Raw genomic sequence first — 21294 nt, forward strand, 5'->3', positions numbered from 1 at the left:
GCGTCCGGCCGGCTGGGCCCACCGTCCCGGCGCGACGGAGGCACGGTTGGCCGCTTCGGTCGGGGTCTCGCGCGCCGGGATGGCCGGCGCCGCGGTATACCGGTCCGGCGCGCCCGCCGGCGCTGGCATGATGGGCGCCGACGCCCGTGTGACATTGGTGCCGCCGATCCGATGAACGCCCCTGCCGACGACTTGCACCGCCGCGACGACGAGCCGCCGTTTTGGCTGCCCTTGCTCGCGGCGCTGCCGCTGGCGGCCTGCCTGCTGCTGAGCGCGGTGCCGATCCTGGGCCAGGGGCCGGCGAGCGCATCGCGCACCATGTACCTGTGGGCGTTCGCGCTCTGGCTGTTGCCGTTGACGGCCTTGCAGCGGGCGTTGCGGCAGCGCTGGTCGCTGGCGACTACGGCGGCGATGCTGCTGCCGGCGACTTTCCTGATGGCCTGGGCCAGCCGTTGGCTGTTGCTGTTGCCGCCGTTGCTCGCGCGCGGATCGCTGCCGCCGCACTTCGATTGGTCGATGAGCTTGCGCGGCTTGGAAGGCACCTGGCTCAGCCTGGTCGCCGCCTGCGCGATCCATGCGGTGGTCGCCTACGCCGTGCAACTGCGCCGCGAGCGCGAGCGGGTGGCGCAGGCGCAGGCCTGGGCGCGCGATGCGGAGCTGACCGCGCTGCGCTATCAGTTGCAACCGCATTTCCTGTTCAACACCCTCAATGCGGTCTCGGCCCTGATCGGGGAAGGGCAGGCCGGGCAGGCGCAGCGGATGCTGGCGCGCCTGAGCGAGTTCTTGCGCGCCACCCTCGACGGCGGGCGCGGGCACGAGGTCAGCCTGGCCGAGGAGCTGGCCTTGACCGAGGCCTATCTGGAAATCGAGCATGCCCGACTGGGCGAACGGCTGCGATTGCGCCGGCGGATCGGCGCCGGCGTGCTGTCGGCGCGGGTGCCGTATCTGCTGCTGCAGCCGCTGGTCGAGAACGCGGTCCGCCACGGCATCGCCCGGCGCACCGCGCCGGGTCGGATCGACCTGGACATCGCCGCCGATGGCGATGCCTTGCGGATCGAGATCGTCAACGATCCGGCCACGACGGCGGACGGCGATGCCGATCCGGCGCCGGCGGGCGGCACGATCGGCGTGCGCAACGTGCGCGAGCGCTTGCAAGCGCTGTATCCGCAGCGGCATGCGTTCGAAGCCGGCACCGACGGCGACGGCCGCTACCGGGTGCGTCTGCGCCTGCCGCTGCAGCCGGTTCTGGCCGCGGCCGACACCCAGGCGGCGCGCTGATGCGGGTGGCGGTGATCGACGACGAACCGTTGGCGCGGCGCGCAGTGATCCAGCGCCTGGCGCGCCATCCCGACCTGATGCTCGCCGGCGAGTACGCCGACGCCGAATCGGCATGCGCCGGACTGATGGTCGCGCCGGTCGACCTGGCCTTCGTCGACGTGCAGATGCCGGGCCGGAACGGCCTGCAATGGCTGGCCGCGTTGGCGCCGGCGCAGCGGCCGCTGGCGGTCCTGCTGACCGCGCATGCGCAGTACGCGGTGCAGGCCTTCGCCTTGGAGGCGGTCGACTATCTGCTCAAACCGATCGACGATGCGCGCTTCGACGAGGCAGTGGAGCGCGCGCGTCGGCGCCGCCGCGAGCGCGAAGGCGCCGGCGCCGCTGCGCCGGCCGTCGCGCCGCTGCGCCGGTTCGCGGTGCGGGTCGGTCGGCGCGCGGTGTACGTCGAGGCCGACCGGGTCGAATGGATCCAGGCCGACGGCGACTACGCCCTGCTGCACATCGGCGGGCGCAGTCATCTGTTGCGCGAACCCTTGCATCGGCTGGCCGAGCGCCTGGACCCGCGGCGCTACGTGCGCGTGCACCGCTCGGCGATCGTGCGCGTGGACTGCGTGGCCGAACTGCAGGCGCTGCCCAACCGCGACGCGATCGCACGCCTGCACGACGGCACGCCGTTGCGGGTCAGCCGCACCTACATCGACGCCTTGTTGGCCCGCTTGCACGACGGCGCCGGTACCGGTTGAGCGGCCGGGTCGGGCCGGGTCCACCGGTTCGCCTCAGCGCGCGCACGGCCCATCCCAAAAGCGCTGCGGCCGCGAACGCCGGCTCCTACAGTGAAGGCCAGCCTTCCACGGAGCTCTACCGGCATGATCCGTCTGCGCCGCAACCGCCGTTCCCTGGCCACCTGCCTGCTGGCCGCGACGCTGTCCGCCGTTGTGTCGCCCGTTTGGGCCGACTGCGGCCAGGCGCCCACCGACCCCGCTGCGGTCACCGCCCAGTCCCTGCTCGACGCGCTGCTCGCTGTCAACGGCGTGCCCGGCATGGGCGCGGCGGTGTGGCGCGACGGCGAGCTGGCGTGGATCGGCTGCGCCGGCTGGCGCGATCTCCAGGCCCGGCAGCCGGTGCGCGCCGACACCGTGTTCCGTTTCGCCAGCGTGTCCAAGGCGATCGCCGCGACCGCGGCGGCGAAACTGGCCGAACAGGGCAAGCTCGACCTGGACGCGCCGTTGCGGTCGCGGCTGCCGTGGCTGCCCGCCGCCTGGGCGCCGATGAATCTGCGCCAGGTCGCGGCGCACGTGGCCGGGCTGCCGCACTACCAGGCCGGCGACGAGGGCGTCGGCCGCGACGGTCGCCGTTACGCCAGCCAGCGCGAGGCGGTCGGCGTGTTCGCCGGGCGCGCGCTGTTGAGCGCGCCCGGCAGCCGGTACCACTATTCCTCCTATGGCTACACCCTGGTCGGTGCGGCGGTCGAAGACGTCGCCGGCGAACCGTTCCTGGATTACCTCGGCCGCGAAATCGTGCCCGGCCTGAGCATCGGCGCCGAGCAAGGCGGCCGCGGCGAACGCGAATCGCAGTTGTACGAGCTCGAAGGCGGCGCGGCGCAACGGGTCGAACGGCCGCGCGATCACAGCTACTCGTGGGGCGGCGGCGGCCTCGCCGGCACGCCAGAATCGCTGGCCCGTTTCGGCGGCCGGCTGATGAGCGGGCAGATCCTCAAGCCGGCCAGTTTCGCCGCCCTGCAGCAGCCGCTGCGATTCGACGACGGCCGGCCGGTACGCGAGCGCGACTACCGGCTCGGCCTGGGCTGGCGCCTGGGCACGGATCTGGACGGCGCGCGCATCGTCCACCACGCCGGGATCACCGAAGGCGCGCGCGCGGCCTTGGTGCTGTGGCCGCAGCGCGCGATCGCCGCCAGCGTGGCCTCGAACGCGGAGTGGGTGTCGTCGATCGAATCCACCGCGATGATGCTGGCGGCGCCGTTTCAGCCGCCGCCCGCGGGCTTGCCGGCGGCGGCGTGTCCGCTGGCCCAGCGCCGCTACGGCGGCCGCCTGGGCGAACAGGCGCTCGCCGGCGCGATCCGCTTCCGTCTCGAACGCGGACGCTGCGTCGGCGAACTGGAGGCCGATGCGGTCCTGCGCGCCCATTTCGCCAAGGCCTCGGCGTGGACGCAACCGCGCCTGCAGGCGATCGCGCTCGATGCCGGCGGCGGCCTGGCGCGCGCCGCGCTGGTCACGCCGTTCGGCCTGTACGACCTGCGCGCGCAAAGCGACGGTCGCTACCTGGCGCAGCTGAGCGGCGACAAGGTGCTGGAGTTGCGGCTGTGAGCGCGCGCGCGGCGATGCGGCGGGCGCTGGCCGCGCTGAGCGCCGCTCAGACCTGCGCCGGCCACTCGGCGACCAGGAAATCGATCAGTGCGCGAACTCGCGAGGACACGTGGCGCGCGCTGGGATAGACCAGCGAGAACGGCCGCGAGCGGCCGGCGTATTCGCCCAGCACCTCCTGCAGCCGGCCGTCGGCGAGATCGTCGGCGACGACGAATCGATAGGTTTGCAGCAACCCGGCGCCGGCGCGCGCCAGCGTAGCCGGGCCGAGGAAGTCGTCGCTGCAGTGCAGGCCGCCGCGGGTGTCGAGGTCCAGGTCGCGGCCGTCGCGGCGGAATTGCCAGGGCACGGCCTGGCCGCTGCTGGGCAGAACGAATTGCAGGCAGTCGTGCGCGGCCAGGTCTTCCAGCGTGCGCGGAACGCCGGCGCGCTGCAGATAATCGGGCGCGGCCACCACCACCAGCGCGGCTTCGAACAGCTTGCGCACGATCAGGCCCGAATCCGGCGGCGTGCGGCCGCGCACCGCCAGGTCGAAACCGTCGGCGGTGAAATCGATGTTGCGATTGCTCAGCTGGATGTCCAGCGTCACCTCCGGGTAGGCGCGGCGGAATCGCGCCAGCGCCGGCAGCAGCAAGTGATGCGCGACCGGCGTCGGCAGGCTGAGCCGGACCTTGCCGGCCGGCGCGCGCTGCTGGCCGCTGACTTCGCGCTCGGCTTCGGCGAGTTGGTTCAGGCCCAGCCGGCAATGGCCGAGATAGCGACGGCCGGCATCGGTCAGGCGCACCCGGCGCGTGCTGCGCACGAACAGCTGCACGCCCAGGCGCGCTTCCAGCCGCGCCACCGCGCGGCTGACCGCGGCCGGGGTCAGGCCGGCCTGCTGGGCCGCGGCGGTGAAGCTTTCGGCTTCGGCGCAGAGGCAGAACAGCTCGATGCTGCCGAGCATGAGGGCGTCGAACTGTCGGCTCATGGTTTACGTCATGTAACTTATGAATTGATTTCGGACGCGTTTATACGCTTGCGGCGCATCAATAGCATGCCGGCTGTCGTTCCCCGTCCACAAGGAAGCCGCATGAAGCTCTACTACTCGCCCGGCGCCTGCTCGCTGGCCAGCCATATCCTGCTGCGCGAAACCGGCGCCGAATTCGCCCTGGAGCGCGTCGACACCGCCCGCCATGCCACCGAAGCCGGCGCCGACTATTACGCGATCAACCCCAAGGGCCAGGTGCCGCTGCTGGAGCTGGCCGACGGCCAACGCCTCAGCGAGGGCCCGATCATCGGCCAGTACCTCAGCGAGCGCGCCGGCGCGCAGTCGTTGCTGCCGCGCGAAGGGCTGGCGCGCTACCGGGTGCTGGAATGGCAGAACTACGTCGCCACCGAGCTGCACAAGTCGTTCAGCCCGCTGTTCCGCACCGATCTGGATGCCGCCGCCCGGCAGCCTCTGCGCGCCAGCCTGCGGGCCAAGTTCGAATGGCTGGACAGCCGGCTCGATGGCGAGCATCTGACCGGCGCGGCGTTCACCGTCGCCGACGCCTATCTGTTCGCGGTCGCGCGCTGGGCGCCGCAGGTGGCGCTCGACCTGAGCGACCTGCCGCGCTTGCAGGCCTTCCTGGCCCGGGTCGCGCAACGCCCGGCGGTGGCCGCGGCCTTGCGCGCCGAAGGCCTGCTGGCGGCCTGACGGAGAGCCTCGATGCCCTACATCCTGATCCAGGTCACCCGCGACGGCCTCGACGCGCCGCGCAAGGCCGAGCTGATCCGCCGCGCCACCCAGATGGTGGTCGAGGTGCTCGACAAGGACCCGGCCGCCACCTTCGTCGTGATCGACGAGGTCGAGGCCGAGAACTGGGGCGTGGCCGGGCGGCCGGTCGCGGCCTTGCGCGCCGAGCGCGCGGCGACGGCCGCAGAGCGCTGACATGTCGCCCGCACAGATCCAGGCCGAACGCGCCGCGTTGAGCGCGGCGATGCAGGATTACTTCGATGGCCTGTACTACAGCGACAGCGCGCGCCTGCGCCGGGTGCTGCACCCATGCGCGTTGTACGCCACCGCCAGCGGCGGCGAGCTGCTGGCCCGCAGCATGCCGGAGTACTGGCCGGTGATCGATGCGCGGACCGCGCCGGCGGGCAAGGGCGAACCGCGCGAGGACCGCATCGTCTCGATCGAACTGTTCGGTCCGGTCACCGCCCTGGTCCGCGCCGAATGCACGCTGCGACCGCGGCGCTTCATCGATCTGCTGACTTGGCTCAAGCTCGATGGGCGCTGGTGGATCGTGTCCAAGGTGTTCCACTACGACGAAATCGTCGCCGCTGCGAATTCGTCGCAACAGACTTCATAGCAGCCGGCTTCGCAGCATTGGCAATGACGAGAACGACCCGGCCGTTCGATCGGCCGGGCCGTCCAAGTCGCTTCAACACAGGCTCAGTTGCAGCTGCCCTTGTGCTTGGCGCGCACTCCGCGGCAGCGGAACCGGCCGTCGGCCAACTGGACGCAGGTCTCGGGCCTGGGATAGGTGCTGACGCAGCGCCGGGCGGCCTTGGCCGCCGCCTCGACGTTGCGCGTCGCGTTCGCCATCGCCTCGTCCAGCGTGGCGCCGTCTCCGGTCACCGCAACCCCGGCGTGGACCGGCGCCGACAGCGCCAGCAGCGCCGCCACGACCGGCGGCAGGGCCCATCGGGAACGGGACCGCATCACCGGCCTCCCGCCAGGAAGGCCTTGGCCGCGGGGCCGCTGAGGCCGTTGGCCGCCTTGATCAGATTGTCCAGGTCCGAGGGCTTGTTGGCGCAACTGCCCTTGTGATTGGCGCGTATCGCCACGCACTGGAAGTAGCCGGAAAATTTCTTCGATTCTTCGCAGCTGTCCAGCGACGGATAGCGCGACACGCAGGTGCCGTGGACGGCCGCGGCTTTCTCCACCGCCGCGACGCTCTTCTCCAGCGCGACCCCCAGATCCTTGTCGACGCCGTACACCTCTTCTCCGGCCACCGCCTGGCCGCAGGCCATGGCCAACGCAACCGCCATCGCGATCGAAATCCTGTTCATGCATCCCCCTGTTCGCGTGATGTGTAAGCACTGACAGCACCGCGATGCAGACCTCATCCCCGGCGCTGCCCGGCGATGCTAACCAGCGCGGACGGGCGTTCGCAACGCGGACCGGGCGGGGCCGGCGGGCGCCGTCGAGGGCATCCGGCCGGGCTGGCGCAAAACGTTTCATTCCTGAAATGTCCGCCGCGCAACTGCACGCGCGTTTGATTCGAACGTGATCGGTGCCGCAAAGCGCACCCCGCACCCACAGACCCAAGGACGACGGCCTGGCGCTCGCGCCCGGCCGGACAGCGCCCTGTCGCTGATTCAAGGAGATCCGCATGCCCGCAGGCCGTCTGCTCAATCTCAACCAGATCCTCGCCGGCGTGCGCCCGCCGGTGGCGGCGCCGCATCCGGCCACGCCGGCGACTCCGCCGCCTGCGGTGGTGGCGGCGCCGCCGCCGGCCGCGCCGAGGCCGCCGCCGGGCGTGTCGGTGACCGCGCCGCCTGCCGCGGCGGGCGAGTTGCGGATGCGACCGGCGGTGCCGGGGCTGCGGGTGAATCCGGCGGTATTGCGTGCGCAGATCGAAGGCCGCGGCTTGCGTCCGCGCTTGAACGACCTGCGCCCGGACCTGTTCGCGACCGCGCCCGGCGCCGGCTTCGCGCGCGCGCAGTCGCCGCAGCCGATCAGCCCCAGCGCCGCGCCGGACGACCGTTGCCTGTACGAAGATCCGCACAACCCGCAGCAGCGCTACTGGCTGCCGCGCTACCGCCTGCGCCAGCACGGCGGCCAGTACGAAGTCCGGGTCGCGCTGGGCCAGGACGGCCTGTGGACGGTCAGCATCGCGCTGGAAACCTATCCCGCCGAAGAGATCGCCGAGGCCGCGCGCACCGCGCAGATACTGCCGCTGACGCGCCAGGCCAGCATCGCCTACCGGGTGCCGGGCACGGCGATCGAGCAGCGCGTGCCGGTGGCCGAGATCCAGGACGACCCGCGCGGCGGTTGCATGATCCTGTTGCGCATGGGCCTGGCCGAACGCGACGGCCTGCTGCGCGCCTTCATGTCGGCCGATGCGCAGGCGCGGCTGCTGGTGTCGCGCGCGTTCTCGGTGGCGGTGCCGCTGCCGGCGGCGACCGCACCGGACACGCCCAAGCGTCAGTTGATGATGGTCAAGGGCCAGATGCAGTTCTCCAAGGCCAGCGTGTTGCGCGCCGGCGGCGCGGTGCGGATGGCGCCGGGCATCGCCGCGCCGGCGACGTTGGCGGCGCATGCGGACACGCCGGCGCCTGCGGGCGTCGCTGCCGCGCGCGCGGTGCGCATCGGCGATGTCATGCCCGGCGGCGGCATCGCCGGCGGACTGCCGGGCGGGCGTCCCTTGCCCGGACGCGGCCGCATCGGTGGCATCGGATTTCCGCCGCCGCGTCCGCGTCCCCAGCCCCAACCCGAGCCGCAACCGCAACCGCAACCGCAACCGCAGGAACCGCGCTACCAGACCAGCAATCAGTCGCAGGACTGGGCGGTGGCCCTGTTCTTCGACCCGCAACTGCATCCCTACGTCTATCCGGCGGGCAGCCGCAACAACCCCGGCGCCAGCCGCTGGGTGGTGCATTCGCTGCGCTATCCGGCCGGCAGCGGCCGCAGCCATCCGTATTTCCAGGATTTGTCCGATCCCAGCCGCATCTACTACCTGCCGGACGCGTTCAAACTGGCGCGCCGCAGCGAGGCGCCGCACGCGCCCTCGCTGGTGTTCCGGGTCGACCAGGGCGATAGCCCCGACGATGTGATGGTCGACTTGACCTGCGAAGTGCGTCCGGTCACCGACGGCGAACGCCTGCTCGCCGCGCGCCGCGAACTCGCCGCGCAGGTGCCGGCCAGCGCCGACAATCCGCAGCGCGAGTTCGAACTGCGCCTGCTGCGCGCGTCCTCGACCCTGCAGTTGGCCTTGAACCGCAACGGCGGCGTGCGCACCGAAGCAGTGCCGGCGACCATCGACTGGGACAACGGCTTCACCTTCAACGAGCGCTTCGAGTTCGCCGCCTTCCAGGAGGCGGTGGCGGTGCTGATGACGACCTCCAACTCGAACCTGCTGCAAGGCCATGTGGTGGTCAGCAGCGGCGTCAACGAGAACGTGACCGTGCCGGTGCGGCTTAACTTCGCCGACATGGAAGGCGAGATGTTCCAGTCGATCGAGACGCCCGATCCGCAGACCGGCGCGGTCGCGGTGCAGCTGATCAACGCCACCGAAAGCAAGCTGCGCTTCCAGCGCCTGCCGACCTGGATCAGCCGCGGCGAAAGCCTGGTCGAGGGCCGGATCGACGGGCTGGACCTGAGCCAGCCGATCGAGATCGAACCCGAGCAGCGCGTGGCCTTCACCGTGCAGCCGCTGGCGCCGCCGCCGGGCACGCTGCCGGCCGACGCGATCTTCGACACCGGCTCGGTGCGCAGCGTGCCGGACGGCGAGGCGATCATGAAGTACGTGCTCGACGATTCGATCGAGCAGGAAACCGTGCGCCCGGTGCTGATCGAGACCGCTGCCGACATCCTGCTCAACGCCGGCCAGCCGGACGGCGAGATCCACAGCATCATCGTCGAGTTCCGCGGCAACCGCAGCGCCGTCCTCAACGCCGCCAACCTGCGGGCCGAGGTCGAGGTGCCGGTGCCGTTGATGGACATCCTGTTGCGCCGCGACAGCGAGGGCTACTACGACTACCGCCAGACGGTGGTCTACAAGTCCGGCCGCAGCGCGCCGGCCACCGCCTGGCGCCACGTCGATGCGGCGCGCCTGTTCCTGACGGCGGTCTGAGCCATGTCCTTCTCCGGCCGTCCCGACTGGCGCAATCCGATGCACATCGGCGAACGCCTCGCGTTCGCCGTCTACGACCGCCCCGGCGCCTTCTCGTTGCCGCCGACCGAACTGGTCGCCCGCGGCGCCGACGCCGAGCCGCCGCTGCGCCTGGACCTGTTCCAGCAGGATCGCGGCCGCGCGGGCCTGGAGCGCTTCTCGATCCTGTCGCTGGGGTTCGCCGCCGAGTTCGGTCTCGACGGCGCACGCCAGGCCGCCTTCGATGCCGGTCAGGACTTCGCCCTGTCGGCCTTGCCGGCCGAAGGCGGCTGGCTGCGCCTGGATGCGGTCGACGCCCTCGACCTGCCGCCGGCGTTGGGCGAATTGCTGCCGCTGGATGCCGCCTCCCTCGGCGCCTTGGGCCTGGCGGTTCGCCTGGACAGCGCCGCCAGCGACTTGTTCGTCGCTGCGCTGCAGCGCGGCCTGCTGTCGGTGAGCGCGCAGGCTTGGCTGCGGGTGCGCGGCGTCGCCGAGCGCCTGCCGCTGAGCCTGGAGTTCGACCCCGCCGCCGTGCTGAGCGCGGTGCGCCAGCTGGGCGCAGGCCAGCTGGCGCTGGATCGCGACCTGCTGCGCGCGCGCCTGACCGACGCGCCGCAGAGCCTGGGATTCGGCGCGCAGATTCCGGCCGGCGCGTGGTCGCCGCAGGCCTTGGCCGATGCCTTGCTCGACCGGATCGCCGCGCGCTTCGCCGCGCCGGCGCCGACTCCGGCCGATGCGGCGCCGGGCGTGCGCCTGGTGTTCGATCCGGCGGCGATGGCCGCCGGGCGGGTGCGCTGGGACCTAGCCGAGCCGATGCTGGCCCCGCGCCTGTTCCCGATCCAAGCCGATCCGCTCGGCCCGCTGCGCACGATGCCGGCGGCGATGCACGACGCGGTGGTGCGCCGCCACGACGTGCGCGCGTTGAGCAGCGGTTGGCGCGCGCTGACCGTGCGGCCGAATCTGCCCGAGCGGCGGGTCGGCCTGGTCCAGGCCCAGGTCGAAGTGAAACTGCCGCCGCGGTTGCCGTCGCGGCCGTTCACGATCAAGGCCTCCGCACCGCTGGATGGGAGCGACCGGCCGGCGCGGTTGGACCTGCGCCTGTCGCCGAGCGAGCCGCTGAGCTATTCCTGGCAGACCGCCGCGGTGTTGCTGCACGAAGGCCGCGCGGAAGTCTTCAAGGGCCCTTGGCGGCAGTCCGAACGCGAGCACCTGCTGGTCGCGCCAGAAGACTTCGGCCTGCGCCTGATTGCGGTCGAAGCCGAACCCGCCTTTCTCGATCAGGCCGATATCGAACTCGAATGCGCCGGCCTGCGCCGGGGCCAATCCTGGTCGACGCGCGGCCGGCTCGACCGCGATGCGCCGACCCTGGCCTTCGCGTTGCCGCCCGACCTCGAGCAGGCCACGATCCGCGGCCTCGCCCGCGCCCATGCCGACGACCGCAGCTGCGTTCTGGCGCCGGTCGAGGCCGACGCCTTGCGCCTGGACGCCTTCAGCTTCGAAGGCGCCGGCGCGCGCGAACTCGCCATCAGCGCCGAGTTCGACGACGACGCGCCGCAACTGTTGATCGAACTGGCCCCGGAAGACCGCATCGACGATCCCGCGCGCCGGCGCAGCCTGCGCCTGAGCCGGCAGGCGGCTCAGGCGAGCTGGCAGTGGTTGGCGCTGTCGCCGTTGCGCAGCGGCTATCGCTGGCGCTGGTCGCCGCAGTCGCCGTGGTCGCCGGTGCTGCAACCCGATACGCCGCTGCGCCTGCGCAGCAGCCAAATCCCAAGGACGACCGTCGGAGCAGGAGCATGATCCGCAATCCCGCGCACGAGGAATATCAGGAAATCGCCGGCGTGCTGGTGGCGCCGGCGGACGAACCGGCGAGCTGGTACTACCGCGCCAAGGCGCCGGCGCTGGCATCGGACAACCAGGGCCGGGCGCAGTTCTCGCTGGTCGCGGTGGGGGCGATGGCGATGCTGTCGCTGACCGCGATCTGGGGCGTCGGCGCCGAGCGTCTGGACGCGCTGCGCGCCGAATTGGCCGCGCGCTCGCAACTGGCGCCGGAACAGGTGCGGCTGTACCCGGCGCCGGTCGAGGTCGGCGATGCGGTGCTGCTGATCGGCGACGGCCAGGGCGGCTATCTGCAATTGGCGAGCAGCCGCTCCTCGGGCGCGCCGCCGTACCACGCCGCGTTCAGCGCCATGTTGGCCGGGGAGCAGCTCGACAAGGCGCGCAAGGCGCTGTCCGGCCAGCGCGGCTGGTTGACGATCCGCTATCTGATCGCCGACCTCGCCCCGGCCCAGCGCGAAAGCACGGTTTCGTCCAGCGAAACCAGCGAATACGAACTGCGTGTGCGCAGCGACGCGGGCGAGGCAGGATCGAGCGCGGTCGCGCGCAGCGACTACCGCCAGGACGACATCGGTGCGCGACCGGCGCCGAAGACGCACTGGTACGCGGCGGACGCGGCTGACTGGGGCCTGCCGCGAAGTTGACCCTTGCGCCGCGGCCCGCGCGCCAGCGTCGCGCGCGCAGCGGCGGACTTTATCGGCGCGCCATTGCGCCCGCGGCCTGAGCCGCAGCAAGCAGGCGAACGCAACGCGGCCGTCGCCGGCCGCGCCGGGATCGCTTGTTCGAAAACCAACGTGCGCCGACCGGCGCGCGGCGGGGGAAGGCATGCCGACGCCGCGCAGGCGGAGCCGCGAAACAGAGAAAAACCAGGGAAAAAACCGTTGTCCGGACGCGATCGCCGGCGGCGTTTGCAAGGTTCGACCGGATCGCAAGGGGCCGCGGCATTCGCGCCGCGGCGACAGGAAAACGCAACGCGTCCCCGGACTAGGGCGCGGCGGACTATCGGATAAGGAGCAGGTCCATGATGAAACTCGACAGCGGCAGAAGCGTCGGCGATTACTTCGTACACGGCGACGATGCCAACGACCATACCTTTTACATCCTGCCGCAGGGGCCGACCTTCGCGCGCATGAGCAACGGCGACCTGGCCCTGCGCTTCGTCGAATACGGTCAGATCCGCGAGGACGGCGGCAAGAAGTTCGGCGGCTTCATCGCCTTCGACACCGACCTGTCGATCCCGGCCGACGACAAGAAGAAGATCGTCGCCGAGCTGCAGAAGGAACTGGCGGAAAAGTACAAGGGCAAGACCCCGCCCAAGGTGGTGATCGCGCCGGTGCTGTGGACCGACGGCACGGTCGAGCTGCTGCTGACCGAGGGCGGCGCCCTGGTCGAGAAGATCCGCGGCGCCGGCAAGCCCTCGCTGTACGGCGACAACAAGGCCTCGTTCATGGTCGAGCTGAGCGAGCTGGGCACGGCGATCTTCAAGGAGACCCTGAGCACCGGCTCGGCCTCGGCGGTGCAGGTGGTGTACAAGCTCAACTGCTACATGCGCCTGCCGGAAATGAAGGCCTGGGGCACCTGGAACGCATCGGAGTTCTACCGTTTCGCCCAGGAAGTCACGGTCAAGGAAAACTGCTGGGGCGACGACGCCTACAGCGAGATGGTCAGCTCGACGCGCTGGAAGAACGACGTCACCAAGACCCATTTCGACTTCGTCCAGGCGCCCAACGGCACTCCGGAGGAGAACGCCAAGCTCGAGGCCGACATCCGCGCGGCGATCAACAAGCAGCTGGAAGCGGCGGTGCAGCGCAACCTGCTCAAGGAAATCGCCGAGGTCGACCCCAACATCAAGGAACTGCAGGAAGGCCAGGACTTCGAAAAGATCCGCCGCGCGGTCAGCAAGACTCAGATCGCCAATGTGCGGGTCGAATGGAGCGAGGCCAAGGCGGTGATCGTCAACCGCATCCCGCAGGGCATGCTGCCGACCATCACCTCGCTCAAGGACGGCAAGAACAAGCCGCTGAAGTGGGAGAACTACTACTCCAAGATCAACCTGGACGAGTTCCTCAAGACCGTGCGGGTGAACATGCGGGTCAACGCCGACTTCGCCAACCTGCCGATCCACAGCGTCGAGGTCAAGATCAACTACCCGCACGGCCCGAACAAGAAGGTGCAGGAATTCACCTTCACCAGCCCCGACGACGTGGCCAAGTTCGAGGCCTTCGTCCACCAGAGCATCCGCAAGTTCAAGTACTCCTACACGGTCAACTACAAGGGCAACGCGTTCAAGCACCAGTCGCCCGAGATCGAGACCGACGACACCAACCTGGTGATCAACGTCGACGACCTCGGCCTGCTGTCGCTGGACATCGGCCCGGGCGACATCGACTTCGCCCAGGTGCCGCGCACCCAGGTCACCGTGCGCTACAAGGGCGGCAAGCAGCCGGTCGAGGCCAAGTTCAACCTGACCAAGGACACCCCGACCTTCCAGCTGCGCAAGATCATCGGCGTGCCGCGCACCCAGGACATCGAGTACGAACTGCTGTACTCGCTGGCCGACGGCCGCCAGATCAGGAAGAGCGGCGCGCAGCAGGCCAAGGAGCTGTACATCGACGACCCGTTCACCGCCCAGAAGACGGTCAGCTTCCGCGCCGCCGGCGACCTGGAAAACGAGATCGCCTCGATCACGGTGGAAGGCAGCTACGAGGACACGGCGAACAAGTACAGCCAGAAGACCGTGATCACCCTGTCCAAGGACATGACTTCGTTCGACTGGGCCTTCCCGGTGGTCGAAGAGACCCTGGGCACGGTCAAGTACGCGGTCACCACCCTGTACGCCGACGGCACCAGCAAGGAAGAGCCCGAACAGGTCGCTACCCGCTCGACCGTGCTGGTCGGCAAGAAGCTGGACGCGCTGGAAGTGGCGGTGGTGCCGGACCTGCTCAACTGGGACGATCTGAAGATGGTCAGCGTGGCCCTGTCGCACGGGCCCAAGCGCATCGACCTGCGCTTCAAGCCCGGCGACGAGGAAAAGAGCTGGAAGCTGCCGATCGCCAACGGCGAGGACCCCGAGTACGACGCCAAGATCACCTACTTCATGGCCGACAACTCGCGCAAGGTGGTGGCGCTCGACGACGCCACCGACCTGACCTTGTTCCTGGAAGTGCCGGCCTGAGCGCCGCGCCGTCGCCGCCGGACCCGCGCCGCGGTCCGGCGCGGCGGTTCCGCTCCGCGCCCAGCCCACCCGCCATCACGCCTGACTCGGAAGGAGTCCGATCATGCTTCTCCTCGACAGCCGCACTCGCGAGATCAACGGCATCTCGGTCTTTCCGGACCATGCCGATCCCGAGCAGTGGTACTACATGCCGACTGCGCCGCACCTGACCACGGTGCGCGATCCGGCGCTCGGCATCGACGTGCCGCAATTCCTCCTGATCGGTTTCCGCGGCGACGCGGGCACCGGCGGGTTCCTCAACTTCGACTGCAACGTCGGCGCCAGCGCCAAGCAGATCGACGATCTGGCGCGCGAGATCGCCAACGCCGAGAACCTGCGCAACAAGCCGCGCATCGCCCCGGTGCCGCTGGAAGACGGTTCGGTGCGCCTGCTGATGCTCGGCAAGGCCAGCGGCGACACCGCCGCGACCCCCGGCGGCGGCCCGCAGTTCGTGCTCAAGATCGACCAGGCCGCCAAGCCGGCGCTGTACGGCAACAACCAGGCCGCGTTCTCGGTGCGCCTGGACCAGGACGGCTACACGGTCATGGAGCAGTGCCTGGAGGGCGAGATCCTGCCGGTGGCGGTGATCTACTCGCTCGACTTCCTCGGCCTGCGCCCGGCCTACAACATCAACCTGAAGATCGACTGGGACCGCGTCCAGAAGCACATGGATGAGAGCTTCTCCGGCGGCAACATCTTCTTCTCCACCGAGATCGGCAAGGCGGTCGACGAACTGGTCGAAAAGCGCGCGATCGTGCTGGAGTCGGACACCTTCGTCGCCGAGAGCGAGGACACCAAGGGCATCATCGACCGCCGCGACGCGGCCTTGGCCCAGGTCCGCAACATGGTCACCGACGCCTTCTTCCAGCCCAGCCTGCCGCCGTGGTCGCCGGAGAAGAAGAACGACTTCGAGCGCGGCCTGGAAGCGATCGGCAAGTTCGCCGCCGAATCCTCGGCGCGCGCCGCCGGCGGGCCGATCGGCGCGCTGATGCCGAGCTTCAGCTACAAGCGCATGGACTACAAGCGGGTCGACCGCAAGAAGCTCAACGTCAACTTCTCCGAGCGCGTGGCGATCAAGCGCTCGATCCACCCGCAGGGCCACCTGGCGGCGCTGTTCAAGACCGTCCGCGACGGCAACGTGCCGCGCGATCGACTGGTCAAGCAGATCAGCCTGGACAACGACTTCTTCAAGAAGCGCCGGGTCAAGGTGATATCGCGTGCCGACCTGGCCGGCGACGACATCGGCAGCATCAACGTGCGGGTGCGCTACGGCGACAGGGCGCAGAACGCGCTGCTCGGCGCCAACGCCGGCGAGGCCAGCTTCGAGTGGCTGAGCCAGCTCGAGCGCGGGGCGATGAAGCGCGAGGTGCAGGTCGAGTACGAGGTCAACTTCAAGGGCGTGGACGCGGCCGAGCGGCCGACCAAGCTCAAGTCCAAGCCGCAGGTCTTCGACGTGGAGAACATCGAAGTCGTGCCGCGCGACCTGTACGCGATCAACACCGTGCCGGTGCTGGCCGAGAACTACCCCTGGGACCGCTACAGCTCGGTCGACGTATTCCTGCGCTATCGCGACCCGGCCAACAAGATCAACCAGAACGACATGGTCCGGCTGACCAAGGACGCGCCGGCCGGTTCCTGGAAGATGTTCATGATCGACCTGGCCAAGACCGGCTACCAGGTGCGACTGGTCCATCACGCCGTCAGCGGCCCGGACAAGGTCGTCGACTGGGCCGACCTGGACGAACCGCAGGTCACCGTGCGCAACCCGTTCCCGACCCGGCGCGTGCTGCAGGTGGTGCCCAACTTCAACTGGAGCGAAGTGCAGGAGGTGTTCGTAGACCTGCGCTACGCCGACCGCGCCAACGACGTGCTGATCGAGCAGCCGATGAGCTTCCAGGAAGGATCGGCCTCGCAGACCTTCGCCGTGGACATGCGCAACCCGGACATCAAGGCGGTCTTCTACAGCGTCAGCATCCTGTACAAGGACGGCCGCGACGTCGAGGAGATTCCCGAGTCGGTGACCTTCGGCAACCGGATCATGCTCAAGGCCGGAATGAAGGGCCGGCGCATCGTCACGGTCAAGCCGCCGAGCGATTTCGCCAAGCGCAAGATGCGCAAGGTCAGGGTGTCGCTGCGCTTCGAGGACCTGGTCGGCGGGCTGAACTTCGCCGAGGACTTCGAGTTCGACAACGCCCAGGCGGTCGGCGAGTTCGAGTACGACTATCTCGACCCGGCGCGCATGCGCTACGAGTACAAGGCCAGCTACCTGCTCGAGAACGGCACCAACAAGAGCCTCAACTGGTCGCCGGGCGAGGCCACCGATCTGGTGCTGAAGATGCCCTGATCGGCCTCGCCGCCAAAGGAACTTGCCGGCCGCGCAGCGGCTTCACGACCGTCGTCCCCGCGCAGGCGGGGTCCGGAGACTTCGGCGCCGTGCATCGGCGAAGCCCTGGATTCCCGCGGTCGCAGGGACGGCGAGCCGAAGACTCGCGCCGCCCGGCAAGCAAGCACAAGGACCGGCCGCGCCCGCGCGGCCACCGCAGAACCCCGGAGTTCGACATGCTCAGCCTCGAAAAGCCGCTCGTCATCGACGGCATCACCGTGTTCCGCGACCACTCCGACAAGAGCCAGTTCTGGTATCTGCCGGGCCCGGTCGCGCTGGCCTCGCGTCCGGCCGACGGGCGCAAGGAATTCAGCTTCCTCAAGTACCGCGTCGCCAACGCCGCGGCCGCCAACAAAGGCGGCGGCTTCGTCACCTTCGTCACCACCCTGCAGCTGCCCTCGTCGATGGAGAGCAAGATCGTCGGCCGGCTCAACGCCGAGCCCGGCGTGCAGCTGCCGGTGCGCCTGAGCCCGGCGACGTTCGAAGAAGGTTCGGTGCAGTGCGTGGCCTTGAACGTGCAAGGCGCCGGCGGCACCTCGGCCCAGCCGGCGCAGCCGGGCACCTTCAACGCGGTCGAGCACATCCTCGGCGCCAGCGTGCCGTCGATGGATGCGGCCAACCGCGCCGCCTTCAGCCTGAGCCTGTCGGCCGAGGGCTCGACCATCCTCGAGCAGGCGCTCAGCGATGGCATGACCCCGATCGGGGTGATCTACAACTTCAAGTACCTGGCGATGCGGCCGGCGCTGCGGGTGACCATCACCGCCGACTTCGAGCGCATCTACAACCACTTCAGCGCCAGCCTGGAAGGCCAGTACGCCTGGTTCAAGGCCGGCATCGACGCGGCGTTCGAGTCGCTGGTGCAGAAGGGCGTGATCGACATCCAGGTCGAAGCTTTCACCGATGCCGAAGACCGGCGCGACCAGGAACAATGGGCGCTGGATTTCTTCAAGAACGACCTGCTCAGCAAGTGGTTCGAACCGACCCTGGTGCCGGGGCGCCTGGCCGCCGACGGCGCCACGCCGGGCACCGGCACGCCGCCCGGCACCGGTACGCCGCCGAGCACGGGCACGCCGCCCAGCACCGGTACGCCGCCGAGCACGGGCACGCCGCCCGGCACCGGTACGCCGCCGAGCACGGGCACGCCGCCCGGCACCGGTACGCCGCCGGGCACGGGCACGCCGCCCGGCACCGGTACGCCGCCGGGCACGGGCACGCCGCCGGGCACCGGCACGCCGCCGGGCAGCAGCGCGCCCGGCTTCAACGGCACCACCGCCACCAGCCCCGGCACCGCGCCCGGCACCGGCACCGGCACCTCGCTGCCGCCGGCGCAGATCCAGCCGGCGGTGCTGACGGTCGAATCGCAGCAGCCCTCGCCGCTGCCCGCCGGGCAGTCGGTCAGCCACGCGCCGTCGAGCAGCGGCCTCAGCGAAACCATCACCGTGACCGGCGCCGGCGCGGTGGTCAAAGTCGATACCCAGCCGGTGGCGCTGGACGCGCAAGGCCGTTGCACCGTCAACGTCGACCCCAACGGTTCGCGGCTGATCGAAGTCGAATGGCCGGCCGCGACCCAGGAACAGACCTTCGGCCTGTTCTTCGATTTCGACAAGCCGGCCGCGTCCGGCTGGCGGGTCAGCCCGCCGTCGCCGCAGTACCGCGCCTATGTCGAGAACACCACCACCGACCCGCGCTACCAGGACGCTTCGGGCACGCTGCGCATCCAGGGCGACGGCGACTGGACCGGACCGCAGCGCGGCGCCGAGCGCCTGGCCGAGTGGATCCGCAGCCTGCCGCCGCCGCGCAACGTGCGCCTGCAGGCCTATGCCAGCCACGAGCACGTCAGCGGCGCCAGCGAGTCGCAACGGCGTTCGCACAACCAGTCGCTGTCGCAGCGCCGCCTCGACGTAGCCCTGGCGGTGGCGCGCCGCGCTGGCGCCACGGTCACCTCGCACACCGCCAGCGGCGACAACCCGGCCGACAGCCGTCCGGGTTCGCATTCGCCGATGGGCGGCGATCCGGACAACCGCGTGGTCCACGTCACCGGCCGCGTCGCCGGCACCCAGCCCAGCCGCTGGCGCGGCCAACTGCGCCGCCCGGCTTCGCTGCAGCCGCAACCTCAGCCGCAACCCCAGCCGCAGCCGCAGCCGCAACCGCAGCCACAACCGCAGCCGCAGCCGCAGCCGACCGTGCCGACGCCGCCGACCGCGGTCAGCCTGTCGCTCAAGCTCAAGTTCGTGCGCCAGGAAGAGCGCAAGAAGCTGACCCTGCGCTACAACCGCGCCGAGGCCACGCGCCGCACCTACGCGCCGCAGGGCTTCTTCGGCCTGATGCTCGGCGACCTGCGCGACAAGTCCAAGTACTTCAAGGAAATCGACCTGGACGATCCGTTCTTCCGCCAGTTCGCGGTCGAGGCCAGCCTGCCGATCGCGTTCGAGCCGATCGACCTGCTGTCGGCGCAGGTGGCGCTGGACTACGGCGACAAGAGCAAGCCGCGCGACCACAAGCACGCCGACTTCGTGTTCACCCCGGACGACCATGGCGTGCGCCGGTTCGAAGTGTTCATGAACCAGACCCGCGATATCGACTACGACGCCGCCTACCAGTTCCACTTCAATCCGCAATCGGACTGGGCCGCCGACCGGCACACGTACACGATCCCGGCGTCCTCGACCGAGGACCGCACCTTGTTCGTGAACCCTTACGAGCACGTCGAGTTCCGCGAGATCAACGCGATTCCCGGCGACATCGACTGGGACGTGATCGACTCGATCGAAGTGCGGCTGCAGGCGCGCGGCTATTCCAGTCCCGAGCCGCGCACCAGCCTGGTCCTGAGCAAGGACAGCGGGCCCAAGACTTGGCGCCTGCGCGGCGCCAAGCCGGGTCCGGCCAACCGCGGGGTGACCTACCAGCTGATCCAGCGGCGCAAGGGCGCGTCCCAGCCGGATCCGGCGACCGCGCCGGTCGAGGTCGACGTGCCGCAGATCGTGGTCCACGACAGCTTCGAGGATGCGCTGCAGCTGGAGTTCATCCCGACCTTCGACCCGCTGCAGGTCAAGCGCGTCTATATCGACGTCAAGTACAAGGACGGCAGCTACGAGCGCAGCGAACGCATCGAGATGCCCGGCGTGCAGACCGACCCGGCCAAGCTGCGCATCGCCCTGCGCAACAAGGACCTGCGCAAGTACCGGCGCCGCTACACCTTCGTCGGCATGCAGGGGCAGTTCGACCAGCGCGCTTGGGTCGACGAGACCGAAGAACTGGTCGCGGTGCTGTGAGGCCGGCATGAACGCGATGCTTGCCGAACGTAATCGCGAACCGGCGGCCGAGGCGCTGCCGGCGCCGATCGCCGCGACCCTGCAGCGCCTGAGCCGGGTGCTGCCGGGCCCGGCCGCCGCGGCCGAGGCCTTGCTCGGCCGCACTCTGGCGCCGCTGTCGCGCTCGTTGTGGCCCGAGGTGGCCTGGGATTTCAGCGACCTGACCAACACCGGCGTGCCGGTGGAGTTCTCGTGGAGCTCGCGCGAGTCCAGCCTGCGTTGGGCCGCCGAGGTCGCCGCGCCGGAGACCGACGATCGCGAGCGACTGGCGCTGGCGGCGCAGGCCTTGGATTGGCAGGGCGACCTGAGCGCCTGGTTCGAGCACCAGCGCCACGGCCGGCTGATCTTCGGCGCCTGGGCCTCGGCCCGGCACGGCGAGAACTCGCTGGCGACCAAGCTCTACGTCGATCTGCCCGCTGGGCGTCTGCCGCCGTGGTGGAGCGAGCGCCATCCCTGGTTCCGTTCCTCGCTGCTGGTGTGGCGGCTGTGCGGGGTCAATCCCGACGGCTCCACCGAGTTCTACGCCCGCGCGCACGAACTCGACCGGCAGCGCCTGGCGGCGATGGCGCAGGCCGCGCTCGGCGACGCCGGGCCGTTGATGCGCCAGCTCGACCAGCTGTTGTCGGGGGCGGAGCTGCCGCGTCCCAGCGGTTTGAGCCTGGTGTTGTCGGCGCAGGGCCAGCCGCTGGCTTTGAGCTGGTTCGTGATCGCCAAGGCGGTGTTCCGCGACGATGCCGAAGCCGGTGCGCGCCTGCAGCGCTGCGGCGACGAGAGCACGGTGCCGGTGCACCGCGCACTGATCGGCGGGCCGGCAGACGGACGTTGGCGGCACGGCGTGATGGGCGTGGTCGCCGACGTGGCCGGGCGCTCGTGGGTGCAGTGTTCGTTGCGGCCGACGTGAGTTTTCGGAACGGAAGCGGTAACGGCGGTCGGGTTCCCCTCACCCCAACCCCTCTCCCGCACGCGGGAGAGGGGCTTAGAGGGTTCGATCAGATTCGATCGGGCCATGCGAAGCGGTCGCCGTCGTTCCCCCTCACCCCGCTTGCGGGAGACGGTGCGCCGAAGGGGCGGATGAGGGGGCGAAGCGGTACCGGCGCGCGGCAGTCGCCGCTGCTCGTTC

General features: G+C 70.2%; 16 protein-coding genes. 13 read left to right on the forward strand and 3 right to left on the reverse strand.

Going from position 1 to position 21294, the window contains the following annotated elements:
* The first annotated feature begins 171 nt into the window (after nt 1-171).
* From AC3A57_RS14055 to AC3A57_RS14065, 3 genes are all read left to right on the forward strand, one after another.
* Nucleotides 172-1278, forward strand: coding sequence for a sensor histidine kinase (locus AC3A57_RS14055; protein WP_487579471.1), 1107 nt, complete (start codon nt 172-174; stop codon nt 1276-1278).
* Complete coding sequence (locus tag AC3A57_RS14060; protein WP_487579472.1) at nt 1278-2018, forward strand: LytR/AlgR family response regulator transcription factor; 741 nt, start codon at nt 1278-1280, stop codon at nt 2016-2018. Before AC3A57_RS14055 ends, AC3A57_RS14060 begins: the two co-directional genes overlap by 1 nt.
* 123 nt (nt 2019-2141) lie before the next feature.
* A complete protein-coding gene (locus tag AC3A57_RS14065; protein ID WP_487579473.1) occupies nt 2142-3599 on the forward strand; it encodes a serine hydrolase domain-containing protein in 1458 nt (485 codons plus the stop codon).
* Nucleotides 3600-3645: 46 nt separating this feature from the next.
* On the opposite strand, the gene AC3A57_RS14070 is transcribed toward AC3A57_RS14065, so the two are convergent.
* Nucleotides 3646-4563, reverse strand: a complete 918-nt coding sequence (locus tag AC3A57_RS14070; protein ID WP_487579474.1) for a LysR family transcriptional regulator — start codon at nt 4561-4563, stop codon at nt 3646-3648.
* A gap of 102 nt (nt 4564-4665) precedes the next feature.
* Between AC3A57_RS14070 and gstA the strand changes: the two genes are divergently transcribed.
* Genes gstA through AC3A57_RS14085 form a run of 3 tightly spaced genes read left to right on the forward strand, consistent with a single transcriptional unit; the run spans nt 4666 to nt 5926 of the window.
* The gene (gene gstA, locus AC3A57_RS14075) at nt 4666-5271 is read left to right on the forward strand and encodes a glutathione transferase GstA (protein WP_487579475.1); all 606 of its coding nucleotides are present in this window, start codon (nt 4666-4668) and stop codon (nt 5269-5271) included.
* Nucleotides 5272-5283: 12 nt separating this feature from the next.
* Nucleotides 5284-5505 (forward strand): tautomerase family protein, encoded by a 222-nt coding sequence (locus AC3A57_RS14080; RefSeq protein WP_487579476.1) that lies wholly within the window; start codon nt 5284-5286, stop codon nt 5503-5505.
* 1 nt (nt 5506) lies between these two features.
* Nucleotides 5507-5926, forward strand: a complete 420-nt coding sequence (locus tag AC3A57_RS14085; protein WP_487579477.1) for a nuclear transport factor 2 family protein — start codon at nt 5507-5509, stop codon at nt 5924-5926.
* Nucleotides 5927-6009: 83 nt separating this feature from the next.
* On the opposite strand, the gene AC3A57_RS14090 is transcribed toward AC3A57_RS14085, so the two are convergent.
* Nucleotides 6010-6279, reverse strand: coding sequence for a hypothetical protein (locus AC3A57_RS14090; RefSeq protein ID WP_221671255.1), 270 nt, complete (start codon nt 6277-6279; stop codon nt 6010-6012).
* On the reverse strand, nt 6279-6629 hold the full coding sequence (locus AC3A57_RS14095) for a hypothetical protein (protein WP_487579478.1): 351 nt from the start codon (nt 6627-6629) through the stop codon (nt 6279-6281). The genes AC3A57_RS14090 and AC3A57_RS14095 overlap by 1 nt, the downstream gene beginning before the upstream one ends.
* A 323-nt stretch (nt 6630-6952) precedes the next feature.
* Between AC3A57_RS14095 and AC3A57_RS14100 the strand changes: the two genes are divergently transcribed.
* From AC3A57_RS14100 to AC3A57_RS14130, 7 genes are all read left to right on the forward strand, one after another.
* On the forward strand, nt 6953-9415 hold the full coding sequence (locus tag AC3A57_RS14100; RefSeq protein WP_487579479.1) for a hypothetical protein: 2463 nt from the start codon (nt 6953-6955) through the stop codon (nt 9413-9415).
* A gap of 3 nt (nt 9416-9418) precedes the next feature.
* Entirely contained in the window at nt 9419-11230 is a 1812-nt protein-coding gene (locus AC3A57_RS14105; protein WP_487579480.1) for a hypothetical protein, read from the forward strand.
* Nucleotides 11227-11910 carry a hypothetical protein gene (locus tag AC3A57_RS14110; RefSeq protein ID WP_487579481.1) on the forward strand — a complete coding sequence of 228 codons (684 nt, stop codon included), beginning with the start codon at nt 11227-11229 and terminating at the stop codon, nt 11908-11910. Before AC3A57_RS14105 ends, AC3A57_RS14110 begins: the two co-directional genes overlap by 4 nt.
* 377 nt (nt 11911-12287) lie before the next feature.
* The gene (locus AC3A57_RS14115; RefSeq protein WP_487579482.1) at nt 12288-14441 is read left to right on the forward strand and encodes a hypothetical protein; all 2154 of its coding nucleotides are present in this window, start codon (nt 12288-12290) and stop codon (nt 14439-14441) included.
* Between the two features lie 103 nt (nt 14442-14544).
* Nucleotides 14545-16824, forward strand: a complete 2280-nt coding sequence (locus AC3A57_RS14120) for a hypothetical protein (RefSeq protein ID WP_487579483.1) — start codon at nt 14545-14547, stop codon at nt 16822-16824.
* 215 nt (nt 16825-17039) lie between these two features.
* Entirely contained in the window at nt 17040-20135 is a 3096-nt protein-coding gene (locus tag AC3A57_RS14125) for a hypothetical protein (RefSeq protein WP_487579484.1), read from the forward strand.
* A gap of 7 nt (nt 20136-20142) precedes the next feature.
* Entirely contained in the window at nt 20143-21075 is a 933-nt protein-coding gene (locus AC3A57_RS14130) for a hypothetical protein (RefSeq protein ID WP_487579485.1), read from the forward strand.
* The last annotated feature ends 219 nt before the right edge of the window (nt 21076-21294 follow it).

Source organism: Lysobacter sp. Soil_C_15 (assembly GCF_057657315.1).